This window comes from Cupriavidus sp. SZY C1, assembly GCF_032190535.1.
GTDB classification, from domain to species: Bacteria; Pseudomonadota; Gammaproteobacteria; order Burkholderiales; family Burkholderiaceae; genus Cupriavidus; species Cupriavidus pauculus_C.
In genome coordinates this window covers 187,498-204,993 of record NZ_JAUANU010000010.1, presented here as the reverse complement: position 1 = coordinate 204,993, position 17,496 = coordinate 187,498, and the positions used below count along the sequence as shown (strand labels likewise).

Below are 17,496 nucleotides of genomic sequence, written 5' to 3'. Positions count from 1 at the left end.
CATGCCGACCGTCTTGCTGACCGGTGCATCGGGCTACGCGGGCGGCGCCATCCGCGACGTCCTGCGCCAGGCCGGAATGACCGTGCTGACCGCCGGCCGCCGTGCCGATGACGACCTGCCGTTCGATCTGCTGCGGCCCGACCGCCTGCCCGCGCTGCCCGCCGGCATCGACGCCTGCGTCCATGCCGCCGCCGCCAACGAGGTGCTGTGCCGGCAGGACCCGCTGGCCGCGTTCACGGCCAACGTGACCGCCACGCGCGCGCTGGCCGGCCGGTTGCGCGACGCGCAGGTCGGCCACGTGGTCTACCTGTCCACGTTCCACGTATTCGGCCGCCCGGCCGGCCGGCTCGACGAGACCGCCGAGCCGGTGCCGGCCAACGACTACGGCCTGACCCATCTGCTGGCCGAGCACCTGCTGCGCGCCCAGCCGTTTCGCACCACCGTCATTCGCCCGGCCAATCTGTTCGGCACGCCGGCCGACTGGTCGACGTTCAACCGCTGGACGCTGGCTCCGTTCGACTTCATGCAGCAGGCGCTGCGCGACGGCGCGGTGCGGCTGCTGTCCGACGGCTCGCCGGTGCGCTGCTACGTCTCGCTGGAGCGGCTGGCGGCGGCGGTCGTCCAGGGGCTGCAGGGCCACCTGCCGCCCGTGACGCACGTCTCCGGCCAGCCGTGGGGCATGGACGCGCTGGCGCGGCTGTGCGCCGGCGTGGCCGCGCAGGCCAGCGGGCGCGACGTGCCGGTATCGCTCGGCACGCACGGGCCCGCGGAAGCGGCCTACACGTTCGGCTCGGGGCACTGGGCCGATGAAGCCGACGCAGAAGGCGAAGGCGAACGGTCGCGCATGGCGACGTTCGCGCGCCACGTCGCCGACAGACTGCTGCAAGACAGCAAGGCAGGAACACCATGAACCGGATCTCCACGCTGGCGAAGATCTCGCCGCTGGCCGACATCGAACGCTCGGTGCGCGGCAACCACGTGGCCGTGGGCGACGACGTGACCATCGACAGCTTCGTCAAGATCAAGTTCGCGGGCGGCGACGGCAACGTCGAGATCGGCCCGCGCTGCTACCTGAACTCGGGCGTGGTGATCTACTCGGGCAATGGCGTGCGGATGGGGGAGGGCGTGCTGATCGCGGCCAACACCACGCTGGCGCCGACCAACCACGAGTACCGCTCGCGCGAACGTACGATCATCGCGCAGCGCTTCATGCCGTCGCGCGGCGGCATCGTGATCGGCGACGACTGCTGGATCGGCGCGAACTGCGTGCTGCTGGACGGTACCGTGCTCGGCACGGGCTGCGTGGTGGGCGCCGGCACCGTGCTCAAGGGCGAGTGGCCGGATTACGCGGTGATCGCTGGCAATCCGGCCCGCATCGTCAAGTATCGCGACTAACGAACGCGTCGAGCTGGGCCTCGGTGACGGCGCGCGCCTGGGCGGGCGATGCCTGCACCTGGCGGTACCAGTCGGCCGTGGCCAGCAGGGCGCGGTCGAGCGTCCAGCGCGGCTGCCAGCCGAGCGTGCGCATGGCCTTCGACGAATCCAGATACAGATAGCCGGCCTCGTGGGGCGCCGCCGCGCGCATCGCGGCATCGAGTTCCCAGCGCAGTTGCGGCCAGTGACGCTGCAAGCCTTCCAGCACGGCCTGGACGGGCCGGTTGTCGCTGGCGGCCGGGCCGAAGTTGAAGGCGTCGGCAAAGGCGGCCGCGTCGTCGCCGAGCAACCGGGTGCCGAGCAGCAGGTAGCCGTGCAGCGATTCCAGCACGTGCTGCCACGGCCGTGTGGCTTCCGGATGGCGGATGCGCAGCGGCTGGCCCGCCGCCGCGGCGCGCGCGGCATCGGGGATCAGCCGGTCGGCCGACCAGTCGCCGCCGCCGATCACGTTGCCGGCGCGGGCGCTGGCCAGATGCTGGCTGGCCGACGCCAGGAACGCACGGCGATAACTCGCTACGACCAGCTCCGCGCCGGCCTTGCTGGCGCTGTAGGGGTCATGGCCGCCGAGCGGATCGGTCTCGCGGTAGCCCCAGAGCCATTCGCGGTTCTCGTAGCACTTGTCGGTCGTGACGACCACCACGGCGCGCACCGACGGATTGGCGCGCACCGCTTCGAGCACGTTGACGGTGCCCATCACGTTGGTCGACCACGTATCGACCGGCGTGCGGTAGCTTTCGCGCACCAGCGGCTGGGCGGCCAGGTGGAACACGATCTCGGGCTCGGCCGCCTGCATGGCCTGCTGCAGGCGCGCGGCGTCGCGGATATCGGCGACGTGGTGCGCGTGCAGGTCGCGGGCGACATCGGCCAGCGTGAACAGGTTGGGCTCGGTGGCGGGGGCCAGCGCGTAGCCGGTGACGCGGGCGCCGGCACGCGCGAGCCACATCGACAGCCACGCGCCCTTGAAGCCGGTGTGGCCGGTCACGAACACGCGCCGGCCGCGGTAAGCGGCGACCGCCTCCATCACCAGACCTTCCACGGCGCCTTGCCGGTCTGCCAGAGCTGTTCGAGCTGGTTCTTCTCGCGCAGCGTGTCCATCGGCTGCCAGAAGCCGCCGTGCTCGAACGCCAGCAGGTGGCCCTCGCGCGCCAGGCGGCCCATCGGCTCCTGTTCCCAACTGATGTGGTCGCCGTCGATCAGGTCGAGCACCTCGGGCTGCAGCACGAAGAAGCCGCCGTTGATCCAGCCGCCGTCGCCGCGCGGCTTTTCGGCAAAGCCGGTGACCATGTCCTCGTTCGTGCGCTGCAGCGCGCCGTAGCGGCCCGGGGGCTGCACGGCGGCCACGGTGGCCCAGCGGCCGTGGCGGCGGTGGAACGCGATCTCGGCACTGATGTCGATGTCGGACACGCCGTCGCCGTAGGTGAAGCAGAACGTCTCGCCGGCCGGCAGGTAGTCGCGCACGCGGCGCAGGCGGCCGCCGGTCTGCGATTCCTCGCCCGTGTCCACCAGCGTCACGCGCCACGGCTCGGCCTTCTGGCAGTGCACTTCCATGCGGTTGCCGGACATGTCGAACGTGACGTCGGACATGTGCAGGAAGTAGTTGGCGAAGTATTCCTTGATGACGTAGCCCTTGTAGCCCAGGCAGATCACGAACTCGTTGACGCCGTGCGCCGAGTACATCTTCATGATGTGCCACAGGATGGGCTTGCCGCCGATCTCGATCATCGGCTTCGGCCGCAGGTGCGATTCCTCGGAAATGCGGGTGCCAAGGCCACCGGCCAGGATCACGGCTTTCATGCGACGGCCTCCTCCTGCGCGTCCACGACCTCGACCTTCATGCCGGCGATCTCGAACGCGGTGGGCATGGGGCCGGCTTCGAGCGTGGCCAGGTCCAGGCCGAACTGCTCGGCCAGCAGGCCGGCCAGCGCGGACTTGTCGTAGTCGTTCTCTTCCAGCCACGCGGCCAGCAGGCGGTACAGCGGCAGCGCGTACGGGCGCTGGCCGATGGCCTCGATCAGCAGGTCGATGGCCTCGGTGCGCGACGCCATGTGGTACTTGTAGACGGCCAGCCCGTAGGTGACCATCCAGTGGCGGTACCACGTGGAACTGAGGTTTTCCAGCACGTTGTGCAGCTTGTCGTACTGGCCGGTCTCGATATGGGCGGCCACGCTCAGCGCCATGTCGGTGGTGGAGTACCACGTGCCGCCGAAGTAGACACCCTGCTCGCGCGCGGGCATCGCCTCGGGCAGGCTCTTGCGCGCGTGCGACAGCGCGTAGGCCTGCTGCTCGAACCACGCGGCGAAGGCCGGCGCGTCGGTCATCGCGCTGGTCTCCACGCGCTGGCGCAGCGACAGGCGCAACTCGTTGAGCCGGCCCACGTCGGACGCCAGCTCGCAGGCCATGTTGACGTACCCGGCCTCGTCCTCGCAGATCAGCGGGTCGAGCCCGCAGTCCTTGAGGAACACGGCCGAGATGCGCTGGTGGAAGGCCGGGCCGGTCAGCGACACCACGGGCACGCCCATCCACAGCGCATCGCACGTGGTGGTGCCGCCCGTGTACGGCGTGGCGTCCAGCGCGATGTCGATGCGGTGGTACATCACGTACTGGTTCTCGGCCACGCGGTCGATCAGCTCCACGCGGTCCAGGTCGATGCGGTGCGCGGCCAGGCGGGCCTCGAACAGCTCGCGCACGCCTTCGCGGGCCACGTTCTGGGCCTCGATCAGCAGGCGGCTGTCCGGGCAGGCGGCCAGCACGGCGGACCAGAGCCGCAGCGTCAGGTCGCTCAGCTTGGTCAGCCCGTTGCACGAGCCGAACGTGATGTAGCCGTTGCGCAGCGCGGGAGTGTCCTTGACGCGGTACTTGTCCTCGTAGACCTGCAGCGGGCTGGTGACCAGCGGATGGAACGCGCAGAACACCGGCGCGCGCAGCAGCGTCTCGGTGTAGTGGCTCTCCGTGCCGGCCGGGTCGCCGGTCCAGTCGGAGATCCGGTAGTCGATCGACGGCATGCCGGTGGTGCCCGGAAAGCCCAGCCACGTCATCTGCACCGGCGCCACGCGGTGCGCCAGCACCAGCAGCGGCGACTGGCCGGTGTAGCCGCCCAGGTCGACCATCACGTCGATGTCCTCGCGGCGGATGCGCTGTACGGTGTCCAGCGTCGACAGGGTGCTCACGTCGATCATCGCCGTGGCGTACTGCGCCAGCTTCTCGGTCAGCACGTCGTGCTTCCGGTTCATGCGGAACAGGTAGACATCGAAGCGGTTGCGGTCGATGTTGGCGATCAGCGGGATCAGGAAGTAGGCAATGGCGTGCCAGCCCAGGTCGGCGGACAGGAAGCCGATGCGGATGCGCGGCGCCGTGCTGCCCAGCGGCGCCGTGGCGGGCACGGCATCGCGCGTCAGCATCGCGGCAAAGTCCTCGGCCTCGGCGCGCAGCGTCTGGGCGGTGGTGTCTTCGGCGCTCAGCATACCCAGCAGCACGTTGGAGCGGTTGGTTGCCAGCGACGGATCGCCGTAGCGGGCCACGCGGTACGCCTGCAGGCCGCCGGCCGGGTCGCCGTTGGCGCGGCGCTCGTTGCCCAGGTTGGCGAACGCGATGTAGTTGGTGGGATCGGTCTCGACCAGACGCTGGTAAAGGTCCTGCGCGGCGCGGCGCTCGTTCATCATCGTGTGGACGCGCGCCATCGACAACTGCAGGTTCGTGTCGTCCGGACGGGCCACCAGCGCGCGTTCCAGCAGCGGCCGGGCGTCACGGGCATTGTCCTGGCGGGTCAGCAGCATGCCCAGCAGGCCCTGCAGGGCCAGGTCGTCCGGCCACCTGGCCAGCGCCTGCTCGGCCAGCGGCAGGGCCTCGGCGTCGCGGTCCAGCAGCAGCAGCGAGTAACCCTTCAGGTATTCCACCTGCGCCGGTGGCGCGCCGCGCCGGCCGGCCTGGTCGGCCGTGCCGTAGGCGGCCTGATAGTTGCCGATCCGGAACAATGCCCACGCTTCTTCCAGCGCGTGCGATCCGCTTCCCCTTGGCTGTCTTTTCATTTGCTTGTGTCTTTCGATGGCCTGCAGACGCCCGGACGATCCAGGAATGGATGGTCTGGTCCCATGCCAACAAATTAACAAGCCGCCGTGCGGGGCGACGGCGCGAACACAACGCGAAAAAAGGGCTATTTCGGCCGGTAGCGCGGCCGGCGTGGCGGATCGGCCCCACCGGCCGGGGCCGGGGGCGTCAGGCCGGAGTGAGGGCGAGCGGGTTGGCCGCGTCGGGGCCGGCTTCCATGCGGTGCAGCCACGCCAGCAGCTCGGCCACGGCCACGTAGAGCTGGGGCGGGATCTGGCTGTCCAGGTCCACCTGCATCAGCAGGTTGACCAGCGCGGGCGATCCGTGCACGTAGACGCCGGCCTCGCGGGCGCGGGCGATGATGGCCTCGGCGGACATGCCGTAGCCCTTGGCCACCACGCGCGGGGCGTTGTCGCTGGACTGGTAGGAGAGGGCGACGGCGGCGCCGCGGTCGGACGGGTGGTCGCTCATGCTGGCAGCGCGATGACGGTGGGCGTCGACGGGGCGTCCTCGGTCGACACGTTCATGTTCAGCAGCGCGATGCCGCGTGCCTCCAGTTGCGCGCGAAAATCGGCGCGGCCCTGGATCAGCCGCGCGGCGGCGTCGCTGTCGGCGGCGACCAGCCGTGCTTCGAGCCCGTGGGCGCCCAGCGTCAGCACCGCATCGACGCTGCCCAGCATCGGCAGGTTCAGGCGCAGGCGCGTGCTCCAGCTTGCGGCGGCGGCCGGCGCGCCGCCGGCCTCGCGTTCGGCCACGTGGTCCGGATGGCGGGTGATTTCCCAGTCGACGGGCATGCCGGGCCAGGCGTCGATCGTCGCGCGAAACTGCTGCGAGGCCAGCAGTTCAAGCTGCTGGCGCACCACGCCCTCGCTGGACGGATGGATCGGCGGGCCTCGGTCGGGCTGCGGCTGGGTGGCGCTGTTGTCGGGCGCGTTCCAGCTCGCCACGATGGCGGCATGTTGGGCGCGCGCGATATGGTGGCCCTCGTGAGAGATCTCGGCCGTGAGCTGGTAGGCGTGCGCGGCGGCGCTGGCATGGGCGGCCAGCCGCTGCTCGGCGGCGGGGCTGGGCGGCGTCTGTGGCGCCTGCGGCGTGGCCGCGTTGCCCGGCGACGGCTGGGCCGGCTTGGCGGGGTCGCCGTGCGCGGGCACGCCGGTCGACAGCGGATAGATGACCGGCCGTGTCAGTTCGGCCAGGATCGTCGCGCTGGGCGGCGCCATCGGACTGGGCGTGGACGGGCCGCCGTAGGGCAGCAGCGCGGCCGGTGCCGGCGCCGGGGCCGATGGCGTCGCAGCGGGCTGGCCTTGCGGCTGGGGCTGGGCGGGGTTGCGCAGCGTGGCCTGCGGCTCCTGCAGCAGCGTGGCAAGCGGGCGCTGGCCCGTGACCCATTGCGTCAGGTGCGATTCATAGAACAGCCCGCTCTGGTCGACAAAGCGCGCCAGTGCGCTGGCCAGGTCCTGCGTGGCGCCGGGCTGGCCGGCCGGCGCGGTGGCCAGCAGCGGCGCGCCGGGGCGTGCCGGCGCGGCGTCGCCGCCTTCGAACAGGTCCAGGATCGCCTTGGCGGCAAAGCTCAGTGTTTCGCGCGTGGAGGTGGTCTGGCCGGCCAGCCGGGGGTCGGTGCCGCCCGGCGTCAGCGTGCCGGGCTGGCGCGCCTGCACCGTCTCGCCGGTGGACGACTGCACGTCGCCCTGCGACACGTCGGGCACCGGCATCAGCGCGGCGAGCTTGTCGATGGCCAGCGCCGGGCGCGATAGCTGCGGGTCCGGGGCCTGATGCGGGATCAGGCTGGGAGGAATCTGGATGCCGGTCATGGCCGCGTGTCAGCGATGGGAACGGATGCGCCACGCGCGCGCGCGGCGCCCCGGTCGGCCCGGAGGCGCGTGGGTCAGACGGCGCCGTAGGCCGTGGAAAGTTCGAGCTTGCGGCGCGAGTTGTTGAGCAGGGCGCCCAGTTCGGCCAGGCGCGGCATGGTCAGGTCGCGGATGCGGGCGTCGTGGGCCAGGATGCGTTCCAGCAGCTGGAAGCGGCGCAGGCGCTCGGCGTCGGTGAACGGCGCGCTGTGGTCCAGCAGGCGCAGGCGGTCCACTTCGGCCATGTAGACCTTCTGCAGGTCAGCCAGCGCGTCCCAGTTCGACGCGCGCGCGGCGTCGAGCATCTGCTCGGACAGCACCAGCAGCTCTTCGTAGCTGCGAACGATGGGGGACATGGCAAACATCATCAGTTGTCCTGCAAAACGGGTTGGGCCGCCACGGCCGGCTCGTGCGGCATGGCGTCGGCGGGGGCCGCCGGGTCGATGGCCGCCCAGGCCGAGGCCAGGTTTTCCAGCAGGGTGTCGACTTCGGCCAGCAGGGCCGGGTCGCTGCGCAGGTTGGCCAGCATCAGGCGGCGGGTCATGTATTCGTACAGCGATTCGAGGTTGGCGGAGATCTCTCCGCCCGCCTCGTGATCCAGCACCGCGCGCAGGCCGTTGTCGATGATGTTGATGGCCTTGGAGATTGCATTGCCGCGCGCTTCCAGCTCGCCGTTTTCCATATGGAACTTCGCCCGGGCGATGGCCGAGCGCGCGCCGTCGTACAGCATGGCGATCAGCTTGTGCGGGCTGGCACTCATGACCCCGGTCTGGACACCGACCTGGGCATAGGCGTTGATACCTTGGCGCGCGAACATGGCGAGACTCCGTTGGATTACTTCTTGGTGCTGCTGCCGTTGAGGGCCGAGAACTGCTGCGTCAGGTAGCTGCTGGTCTGGTTCATCTGGGCGACCAGCAGGTCGAGCTGCGTGAACTGCTTGCGGTAGCGGTCCATCGTCGCGGTGATCTGGTCCTGGGTGAACGTGTACTTGTCTTCCAGGTCCTTCAGCGTCGACGTGATGCCGTCGGTGGCCGCGGACAGCGCGCCGCCGGTGGCGTTCAGCGAGTCGTTGTAGTCGGTCACGGTCTTGCCGATGCCGGCAGCGCCGTTCACGCCGGCAAACACGGCCTTCAGCTTGTCCATGTTGTTCGTGATGGTCTTGGACAGCTTGTCGTCGTTGACCTTCAGCGTGCCGTTGTTGCTGCTGTCCAGCGAGAACTCCACGCCGATATCGGACAGCGTGATGGTCTTGCCGTTGCCGTCGGACATCGGCGTGTTCAGCATGGCGCGCATGCGGGCCTGGATGTTGCGCAGCGTGCCGTCGCCGTTGAGCGCGCCCTTGGTGCCGGCGTCGGTGTCGAAGGCGGTCAGCGTCTTGGCGGCGGTCAGCACGTTGTTGTACGCGGCCACGAAGCCGGCCACGGCGGTCTTGATCGACGCCGTGTCCACCGTCATGTCGAGGCTGGTGGTGCCCAGGCTCTTCAGGTTCAGCGTGACGCCCTGCGCGGCCTCGGAGATCGTGTTGCTCTGGCTCGTGACGGCGATGTTGTTGATCGTCAGCGCGGCGTTGGCGGCCTTGACCTTCTCGGACATGCCGTTGGGCTGCGTGGCCAGGGTGGGGTCGAAGGCGACCACGTCACCCACGGCGCTGTCGCTGGCGGAAACCTTGAAGCCCGACTTCGTGCCGGTCTGGTCCGACGTCAGCACCAGGCGGTAGGGCGTGCCGCTGCCGTCGTTGATGATGCTGGCCGTCACGCCGATGCCGGCCTTGTTGATCGAGTCGCGGATGCCTTGCAGCGACGTGTCCGAGCCGATCGTCACGGTCTTGGTGCTGGTGGGCGTGCCGCCCGAGCCCAGGTTCTCGCCAAAGTCGAACGTGATGGTGCCGCCGCCGATGGCGGCCTTCTGGTCGGCCACCTGCTTGGAGACCACGCTCTGCGCGGCGGCCAGCGAGGTGACGTTGACCGTGTACTTGCCGGACACGGCCGTGGCGTCGTTGGTGGCCGTCAGCACGCTGTCGCTGCCCACCTTGGCGGTCACGGCGCTGTAGGTCTGGGCGTTGGCCAGCGTCTTGGCGGCGGCCGCGTAGGCGTCCAGCACGCTCTTGACGGTGCCGTAGCCGCTCAGCTTGGCCTGGTAGCTCTTGGCCTGGGTGTTGATGGCGTCCAGCCGGGTGTTCTCGCTCGCTTCCAGCTTGTCGAGCAGATCGCCAAGCTGGAGATTGGAGCCTACGCCGATGTTCGAGATCGCTGCCATGTTCTTTTACCTGTTTTTGTTGTGCTTCAACTGACGGGTTGCGAGGAATCAGACTGCCTGGCTGACGAACAGCCCCTGGAGCTTGTCGATGGCGCGCGCGAAGCGCAGCACCTCTTCACTGGGCAACTGGCGGATCAGTTCGCCGGTTTCCTTGTCCACGACCTTGGTGATCACGCGGTGCGTGGTGTCGTCGATTTCGAACCGCAGGCCGATGGAGGTGGTCTTGAGCACGTCGACCAGTTCGTCGACGGCGGCCGTCATGTCGCCCGGGCCGGCGCGGCCACCCATGTCCTGGGCGGCGGCGGCCGGCCGGACGGCACCGGCGGTCACGGCCGCCGCGGCGGGCGCGGGGGCGTGGGTGACGGCGGCGGGTTCGGCGGGAATGCGTGCCGCCGGGATGGAAACGGGTTGGGTGGATGCCATGGTCAGCTCCGTCCGGTAGGGCAGGGATAACACTACGGTTGAAATGCTTTGCAGGCAGTGGTCTGCCTGCAAAACACTCCGGCAAAAAAACCGGGCCTTGCGGCCCGGTTTTCTGCGGCGCGGCGATTAACGCAGCAGCGAGAGCACGTTTTGCGTGGTCTGGTTGGCTTGCGACAGCACCGACGTACCAGCTTGTTGCAGGATGTTCGCGCGGGTCATGTTCGACACTTCCGTTGCGTAGTCTGCGTCTTCGATGCGCGAACGCGAGGCCGACAGGTTGTTGATCGTCGTGCTCAGGTTGTTGATCGCGGATTCGAAGCGGTTCTGCACGGCACCCAGCGAGGAGCGCAGGGCGTCGACCGAAGCCAGGGCCTTGTCCAGCGTTGCCAGCGGGTTGGCCGTGGCAGCGTTGGTGACAGCCGACGTCGTCGTGGCGGCCTTGATGGCAACCACACCGGTCGTCGTGTTCAGCGTGCCCATCGACGAGTCGATGGCGATGTACACGTTGGCTTGCGTGTCGTCCAGGTTCTTGGCGTTCAGTGCCTTGACGTCGGCGGCGTTCGTTGCCGTGGTCAGGGCCACTTGCATGAACAGCTTGCCGTTGCTGTCCTTGACCAGCGAGGCGGTAGCGCCCGTGTTCGTCGACACGCCCAGGGCGGTGCGCAGGGCAGCCGTCGTGTTGGCGGTGGTAGCGTCGGCAGCGGCGGTTGCGCCAGCGCCGAACACGTCGGTCACGGCCTTGTCGCCAGCCGTCACAGCGGTCACGCCGCCTTGCGGGCCGTTCACGTTGAAGCCCATGGCGCCCAGGGTCTTCGAGGTGATTTCCTTCAGGTCGATCGAGATCGTTTCGCTGTCGTTGGCGCCAACCTGGATCGTCATCTTCTGATCCTTGGCCAGAACCTTCACGCCGTTGAATTGCGTTTGGGCCGACACGCGGTCGATTTCAGCCAGACGTTGTGCGATTTCGTCCTGGACCGACTTCAGGTCCGACTGCGAGTTCGTGCCGTTGGCGGCTTGCACCGACAGTTCACGGATACGTTGCAGGTTGTTGTTGACTTCGGTCAGCGCGCCTTCGGTCGTCTGCGAGATCGAGATACCGTCGTTGGCGTTGCGCGAAGCTTGCGTCAGGCCCTTGATGTTGGCGGTGAAGCGGTTGGCAATGGCTTGGCCAGCTGCGTCGTCCTTGGCGCTGTTGATGCGCAGACCCGACGACAGGCGTTGGATTGCGGTGTTCAGCGACGATTGCGACGTGTTCAGGTTGCTCTGCGTTTGCAGCGACAGAATGTTGGTGTTGATGACTTGCGCCATGGTACGACTCCTATTTGCAATGTTTTAGGCATTCCGGCAGTTGCCGTAACGTTGGCTGCCTGCGTTGCAGGGCGTAGAGTGCCTCCGTTGCAAAGGTTATCGACCGTGGGTGAGAAGACTTTAGAGTGACTTTTGCGCGCGTTGCGGGCGCAGGCAAAACGTGTGCAGGCAGCCTGGCCGGGCCATCGGCGCGCCGACCGCGGGGCGCTATATATATAGGGGGGCGGCCGCTGGCCGGGCCGCTCAGCGGCGCTTGCGGGTGCGCGGGATGAACAGGCGCACGAAGTCCGGCGACGCCTCGGCGTCCAGCATGGCCGTGGCCTCGCCCGCGCCATGGGCGGGCGTCACCACCGTGATGGCGCGCTTGTAGATCAGCGTGGGGGTGGCATCTTCCGCGGAACGCCCCAGCAGGATCATGTAGTTGTCCGACGCCAGCACCACGCCATTGAGACGCGTGCCGTTCGACAGGTGGACAACCACCGCGGCGCGGCTGGCGCTGTGCGCGGCGAACTGCAACTGCTGCAGCTTTCTGCTGGGTCTGGGAGCCTTGATTTCCTTCTTCACAACTTCTCCGGAAGAGCCCGCGAGGGTTCTGGCGGCTGACAACGGTCCGATGGTCGGGGCCTGTGGGCGGCGTCGCTCTAAAAGTGACGTTCCGGCCAGGCCGACGGCGGCGAGAATTGAAACATTCGCTCTCGGAACCGGCGCTGGGACGTGCCACCATCATTGCAGCAGACAAGCGTTTCACGAAAGTGGCGAACGCTGCCCAACTGCGCCGGCGTGGCGGCACTGCCAGGAGAGAAGGGGAATACTTCAGGCGGGAGAGTAACAAAGTTTTACAAGCGTTGACGAAGCCCCGGTGATGCTGGGCCTAGAGGATTTACTCTATTTCACCGATTGCGTGATGCTTGTGATTAAGGTAGCACTTTTGGCCGCGAGCTTGCAGGCCGTAGCCGGAGGCGCGTCCCGCAGCCCGCGCCAGCTAAAGGTTTGCGGGTATCGTCCGTAAATCATCGACAAGTACAAAAGTGAGTCGGACCATCACTTTTGGCAGTCATGTGCGCCATACGTTACACCCGCCATCAGGGGAATCCCTGATAGAAACGCGATTTACACCTCATGTAAGCGGGTTTATATTCCCGGTTCGGGTCCGGGTACAGCCGGTCCCTTCACAGCAGTCCTGAAAGCCTACGAGCACCCCGCGCGTGGGCTTCTTTTTTTTGAGCCCGCGTCCTGCGCGGCGATCCGTCTGATCGCGGTACCTGCCGCGTCCGCCGTTTGCGGCGGCACTCGGAGTGCACGAGGCAGATTAGACGCCATGCGCTGCCCCACCAATTTGTGGAAGAGCAGCGACTTTCCCCCCCATTTCATTTTTTCGCTCAAGTGCCCAGCCTGCCGCGCCGATACCGGGCGGTGCGATGCCCCTTGGCGGGCTTATGCAGCGCGTACACGCACAAAACCGAACAAGGCGAACAACGTGAAAGGTACGAAGTGATGGGCTTGCGGAAAATGGGGATCGGCGCGCGGATGTCGCTGGCGTTCCTGGCCGTGGTGGTGCTGCTGGCCGTGGTGGCCACGGTGGGGGTCAGGGCGCTGGGCAGCATGAACGACGCGATGCATCTGGCCGTGGAGCAGCGGCTGATGCGCGTGATGGAACTGAAGGTGGCCAAGGAGCGGGTGCTGACGATCGGCATCCTGGTGCGCGACGCGGCATTGACCGAAGACCCCGCGCTGGCCGAGCAGAACGCCGAGAAGGTGAACAAGCTGCGCGGCCAGGTCAGCGCCACGCTGGAAGACCTGGGCAAGGTGATGCGGGCATCGGCCAATCCGGAGTCCGCCGGCAAGCTCGACGCGCTGACCAAGGCGCGCGCCGACTACAACGGCCAGCTCGACCTCGTGCTGCAGCAACTGCGCAGCGGCGCCTTCGACGGCGCGCGCGCCGGGCTGGTGGTGACGCTGCCGGCCGCGCAGGCGGCCTATTTCGAACAGCTCGACGGCGTGGCCGAGATGGGCCGCCAGATGGCGATGGCCGCCGTGGCCGATGCCACCCGCCAGTACCAGTTCACGCGCAACGTGCTGATCGGCATGTCGGTGGCGGCGGCCATCATCGCCGCGCTGCTGGGCGTGGCGCTGACGCGGTCGGTCACGCGGCCGGCGCATCAGGCGCTGGATGCCGCCGAGGCGCTGGCGCAGGGCCAGCTTGGCCACGCCATCGTCGTGCGTAGCCAGGACGAGATGGGCCGCATGCTGGGCGCGCTGGAGCGGGCGTTTGGCCAGCTTGGTGTGCTGGTGCGTGGCATCCAGCAGGCGGCCGGGTCGATCGACACGGCCGCGCGCGAGATTGCCAGCGGCAATACGGACCTGTCGCAGCGCACCGAGGAGCAGGCGGCGTCGCTGGAACAGACCGCCGCGTCGATGGAGCAACTGACGTCGACCGTGCGCCAGAACGCCGAGAATGCCCGCCAGGCCAACCAGCTGGCGGTCAACGCGTCGGACGTGGCCACCGAGGGCGGCCGCGCGGTGCGTAGCGTCGTCGACACGATGGACGGTATTTCCAAGTCGTCGGCCCGTGTGTCGGAAATCATCGGCGTGATCGAAGGCATCGCGTTCCAGACCAATATCCTGGCGCTGAACGCGGCGGTGGAAGCGGCCCGCGCCGGCGAGCATGGCCGCGGCTTCAGCGTGGTGGCGGCGGAAGTGCGCACGCTGGCGCAGCGGTCGTCGTCGGCGGCGAAGGAAATCGGCGAACTGATCAACGGCTCGGTGCGTCAGGTGCAGGACGGCGCCAGGCAGGTGGAAGTGGCCGGCAAGACGATGGACGACATCGTCAGCGCCGTGCGCCGCGTGACCGACATCATGGGCGAGATCACGGCGGCCAGCCAGGAGCAGACGGCCGGCATCGAGCAGGTGAGCCTGGCGATTACCCAGATGGAAAGCGTGACGCAGCAGAACGCCGCGCTGGTGGAGCAGGCCAGCGCCGCCGCCGAAAGCCTGATGCAGCAGGCCGGCAGCCTGGTGACCGAGGTGGCGCGCTTCGACCTGGGCCAGCACGGCGGCCCGTCGGGCCGTGGCGTGGTGGGCCGGGCCGTGGCCGAGGTGGAAACGATTGCGCCGCGCGCGGTGCGGCAGATTGCCGCCAAGCCCGCGCCCGCGCTGCCGCGCCCGGCCGCCCGGCCGCAACCGGCGCCGGCCCGTCTGGCGCCGGTTGCCAGGCCGCAGCCGGCAGCCCGCGTGGCCGCCGTGCCGGCCGCGGCGCGTCCGCCGGTGCAGCGCAAGCCGCAGGCCGATTCGGTGCTATCGCGTCAGCCGGCCAAGCCGGCCACGCCGCGCGCGCCGGTGTCGCACCAGCGCAAGGAACCGGTGCTGGGCGCCACGGCGCGCCGCCGCCCGGCTGCCGCGCCGGTGCCCGCCACCGCCGATGCCGGCGACTGGGAAACGTTCTGACCTTGTCCGCGCCGGGCTACCCGGCGGCGGCGCAGCCGCCGGGCCGTGATCCCGCTGTCGCCCCGGCGCGCGGCGCGCTGCTGAAAGGGACCGGACAAGCACGGTTTTCAGCAGTCGCATAAAATACCGGCTCTCCTTCACCGACAGAAGAGCAGCGGAGCCCGGCCGGGCTTCATCTGCCAGCCGAGCCATTCCATGTCCGCAGCGCCCGCCTCCAGCCTTACTCCCGACGCACCGCCGCCCGATGTCCCTGTCATGCAGGTGATCTTCGGCCTGATGCTGGCCATCCTGCTCGGCGCGCTGGAACAGTCGATCGTGGCCGTGGTGCTGCCCGACATCGCGCTGCAGCTGAACGGCTTCGAGGACATGGCGTGGGTGATTTCCGCCTACCTGGTGGCGTCGACCGTGGTGACGCCGATCTACGGCAAGCTGTCCGACGTGCTCGGGCGGCGCTCGGTGCTGACGTTCTCGATCGTGCTGTTCCTGCTGGCGTCGGTGGCGTGCGCGATGGCCACGACCATGCCGATGCTGATTGGCGCCCGCATCCTGCAGGGGCTGGGCGGCGGCGGGCTGATCTCGGTGTCGCAGGCGACCATCGCCGACGTGGTGCCGCTGCGCGAGCGCGGCAAGTACCAGGGCTACGTGAGCGGCGTGTGGGCCGTGGCGAGCATGGCCGGCCCGGTGATCGGCGGCTACCTGGCGCACTTCCTGTCCTGGCGCTGGATTTTCTGGATCAACATTCCGCTGTCGCTGCTGGCGCTGGTCGTGGTGCGGCGCGCGCTGCGCCATCTGCCGGTGAGCGGCCGCCGCCATCGTATCGACTATCTGGGCGCGCTGCTGTTTGGCGGCGGCCTGTCTGGCGTGCTGGTGTTCCTGACGCGCCTGGGGCAAGGCCATTCGCCGCTGGAGCCGCAGACGATTGGCCTGCTGGCGGCCGGACTGGTCGGCCTGGCGTTGTTCGTCTGGCAGGAGCGCCGCGCGACCGATCCCGTGATTCCGCTGGCGATGCTGGGTGTGCCGACCGTGGCCATCTGCTGCCTGACGCTGTTCCTGTGCTTCTTCCAGTTGATCGCGATGTCGGTGCTGCTGCCGCTGCGCTTTCAGGTGGTGGGCGGCGCGCACGCGGACACGGCGGCGCTGCGGCTGGTGCCGCTGACGCTGGCGATTCCGTTCGGCGCCTATATCTCGGGCCGGCTGATGTCGTGGAGCGGCCGCTACAAGCCGCTGCAGATGACGGGCTGCCTGGTGGCGCCGGTGGCCATCGTGGCGCTGGCGTTCACGCCGCCGCACGCGGTGCTGCCGGCGGCGCTGGTCATGATCGTGCTGGGCCTGTCGATCGGATTGCAACTGCCGAGCGGGCTGGTGGCCACGCAGAACTCGGTGCCGCCGCAGCAGGTGGGCATCGCCACGGCGCTGACCGCGTTCTCGCGGCTGCTGGGTGGCGCGGTGGGCGTGGCGGTGCTGACGACGGTGCTGATCGCGCTGCTGCGCCATAGCGGCGTGGCCGTATCGGACCTGAGCGGCGGCGAGGACGTGCTGATGAGCATGTTCCGCCGCGCCATCGCGGCAACCGACCAGGGCGATGCCGCCGCCGTGCGCGTGGCCGCCGAGCGCGCGTTCCGCGTGCTGTTCCTGCTGAGCGCGGGGGTGTCGCTGATCGCGCCGTTCTTTGTGGCGCGGCTCAAGGAGACAACGCTGCGCGGCAGCCCTGCCGCGGCGGCCAAGGCGGCTGCCGCGACGGCGGATTGATCGGCTAATCCTGCGGCGGCGCCAGCGCGCGCCGCCGGGCCCTGGCCGCCAGCCCCGGGCCAAGCGCCCAGCGCAGCGTCGGCGCCAGCCCGCGCATGCCGGCCAGCGCCAGCGAGCGGCGCAGCGACGGCCGGTGCAGCCCCAGCATCTGGCGCGCCCACGGCGGCAGCAGCGCCACGCCGGCGTCGGCCATCGTCCGCACGGCCGGTATCAGCAGCGGGTTGGCCACCGGCATCGCCATGATTAGCCGCACCACTTCGCGCGTACGGTCGGTACTGGCCAGCCCGGCGCGCTGGGCTTCCAGGTAGGCGTCGATCTGCGCACGCGTGCGCGGCACGTCGGGCGCGCCCAGCAGGGCCGCCACTGTCGCTTCTTCCTCGAAATACCGGTCCTGCTCGGCCAGTGACAGCGGCTTCACGTAGCGCAGGTAGCCGGCCAGGAAGCTCGATACCTCGGCCACGTGCACCCAGGTCAGCAACTCGGGATCGTCGGCGGCATAGGGCTGGCCGTCCGGCGCGGTGCCGCGGATCGAGGCGTGGATGCGGCGCACGCGCTCGATCAACTGCATCGCATCGGCCCGGCTGCCGTAGGTGGTGCCGGCGATGAACTGCGCGGTGCGGCCCAGCCGGCCCTGCATGTCGGTGCGGAACGAGGAGTGGTCCCACACGCCGGCCAGCGCGCGCGGGTGCAGCGCCTGCAACAGCAGGGCGCTGACGCCGCCCGCCAGCATCGCCGGGAAATCGGCGTGGACGCGCCAGCAGACGGCGTCCGGGCCGAACAGGCCGGGGTCGCCGGGCGGGTTGTCGTAGTCAAGCGTGAGACCGGAATTGCTGCGGGTGAGCGCGCGGACCTGCGCGCCGGCATGGCTGCGCAGCCGCTGCAGCAGCAGCCCGCTGGCGGCGCCGGCGGGCGGGCGGTTCGATGGGTCGGGTGTAGCGGCCAAGGTGACGAGTCGGGGGCGATGGCGCGATGTACGCCAGCATACACC

The 17,496-nt window shown here is 69.0% G+C and carries 16 protein-coding genes; 4 read left to right on the top strand and 12 right to left on the bottom strand.

Annotated elements, in window-relative coordinates; all coding sequences use genetic code 11:
- Position 1: 1 nt before the first annotated feature.
- The gene (locus QTN24_RS17085; protein WP_313838503.1) at positions 2-910 is read left to right on the top strand and encodes an SDR family oxidoreductase; all 909 of its coding nucleotides are present in this window, start codon (positions 2-4) and stop codon (positions 908-910) included.
- Complete coding sequence (locus tag QTN24_RS17080) at positions 907-1,395, top strand: acyltransferase (protein ID WP_124686121.1); 489 nt, start codon at positions 907-909, stop codon at positions 1,393-1,395. The genes QTN24_RS17085 and QTN24_RS17080 overlap by 4 nt, the downstream gene beginning before the upstream one ends.
- Here QTN24_RS17080 and rfbG read toward each other — a convergent pair.
- From rfbG to QTN24_RS17025, 11 genes are all read right to left on the bottom strand, one after another.
- Positions 1,379-2,455: a CDP-glucose 4,6-dehydratase gene (gene rfbG / locus QTN24_RS17075; protein WP_313838533.1), complete on the bottom strand. Its 1,077-nt coding sequence runs from the start codon at positions 2,453-2,455 to the stop codon at positions 1,379-1,381. The genes QTN24_RS17080 and rfbG overlap by 17 nt on opposite strands.
- Positions 2,455-3,228 carry a glucose-1-phosphate cytidylyltransferase gene (rfbF, locus tag QTN24_RS17070; protein WP_124686123.1) on the bottom strand — a complete coding sequence of 258 codons (774 nt, stop codon included), beginning with the start codon at positions 3,226-3,228 and terminating at the stop codon, positions 2,455-2,457. The genes rfbG and rfbF overlap by 1 nt, the downstream gene beginning before the upstream one ends.
- A complete protein-coding gene (locus QTN24_RS17065; RefSeq protein WP_313838500.1) occupies positions 3,225-5,459 on the bottom strand; it encodes a tetratricopeptide repeat protein in 2,235 nt (744 codons plus the stop codon). Before QTN24_RS17065 ends, rfbF begins: the two co-directional genes overlap by 4 nt.
- Before the next feature lie 187 nt (positions 5,460-5,646).
- Positions 5,647-5,949 carry an EscU/YscU/HrcU family type III secretion system export apparatus switch protein gene (locus QTN24_RS17060; protein ID WP_124686125.1) on the bottom strand — a complete coding sequence of 101 codons (303 nt, stop codon included), beginning with the start codon at positions 5,947-5,949 and terminating at the stop codon, positions 5,647-5,649.
- The gene (locus tag QTN24_RS17055; RefSeq protein ID WP_313838495.1) at positions 5,946-7,289 is read right to left on the bottom strand and encodes a flagellar hook-length control protein FliK; all 1,344 of its coding nucleotides are present in this window, start codon (positions 7,287-7,289) and stop codon (positions 5,946-5,948) included. Before QTN24_RS17055 ends, QTN24_RS17060 begins: the two co-directional genes overlap by 4 nt.
- Positions 7,290-7,363: 74 nt before the next feature.
- Entirely contained in the window at positions 7,364-7,693 is a 330-nt protein-coding gene (locus tag QTN24_RS17050) for a flagellar protein FliT (protein ID WP_124686753.1), read from the bottom strand.
- Between the two features lie 2 nt (positions 7,694-7,695).
- Positions 7,696-8,145 (bottom strand): flagellar export chaperone FliS, encoded by a 450-nt coding sequence (gene fliS, locus QTN24_RS17045; RefSeq protein WP_313838493.1) that lies wholly within the window; start codon positions 8,143-8,145, stop codon positions 7,696-7,698.
- A 17-nt stretch (positions 8,146-8,162) separates the two neighbouring features.
- Positions 8,163-9,584, bottom strand: a complete 1,422-nt coding sequence (gene fliD, locus QTN24_RS17040; protein WP_124686128.1) for a flagellar filament capping protein FliD — start codon at positions 9,582-9,584, stop codon at positions 8,163-8,165.
- A gap of 48 nt (positions 9,585-9,632) precedes the next feature.
- A complete protein-coding gene (locus tag QTN24_RS17035; RefSeq protein ID WP_313838490.1) occupies positions 9,633-10,007 on the bottom strand; it encodes a flagellar protein FlaG in 375 nt (124 codons plus the stop codon).
- A gap of 126 nt (positions 10,008-10,133) precedes the next feature.
- A complete protein-coding gene (locus tag QTN24_RS17030; protein WP_124686130.1) occupies positions 10,134-11,315 on the bottom strand; it encodes a FliC/FljB family flagellin in 1,182 nt (393 codons plus the stop codon).
- Positions 11,316-11,558: 243 nt separating this feature from the next.
- Positions 11,559-11,879 carry an RNA chaperone Hfq gene (locus QTN24_RS17025; RefSeq protein WP_124686131.1) on the bottom strand — a complete coding sequence of 107 codons (321 nt, stop codon included), beginning with the start codon at positions 11,877-11,879 and terminating at the stop codon, positions 11,559-11,561.
- A gap of 930 nt (positions 11,880-12,809) precedes the next feature.
- On the opposite strand from QTN24_RS17025, the gene QTN24_RS17020 reads away from it, so the two are divergent.
- Positions 12,810-14,759, top strand: a complete 1,950-nt coding sequence (locus QTN24_RS17020) for a methyl-accepting chemotaxis protein (RefSeq protein ID WP_313838485.1) — start codon at positions 12,810-12,812, stop codon at positions 14,757-14,759.
- Between the two features lie 195 nt (positions 14,760-14,954).
- Positions 14,955-16,508 carry an MDR family MFS transporter gene (locus tag QTN24_RS17015; protein WP_124686133.1) on the top strand — a complete coding sequence of 518 codons (1,554 nt, stop codon included), beginning with the start codon at positions 14,955-14,957 and terminating at the stop codon, positions 16,506-16,508.
- 4 nt (positions 16,509-16,512) lie between these two features.
- On the opposite strand, the gene QTN24_RS17010 is transcribed toward QTN24_RS17015, so the two are convergent.
- Positions 16,513-17,451: an oxygenase MpaB family protein gene (locus QTN24_RS17010; protein WP_409559039.1), complete on the bottom strand. Its 939-nt coding sequence runs from the start codon at positions 17,449-17,451 to the stop codon at positions 16,513-16,515.
- Between the last annotated feature and the right edge of the window lie 45 nt (positions 17,452-17,496).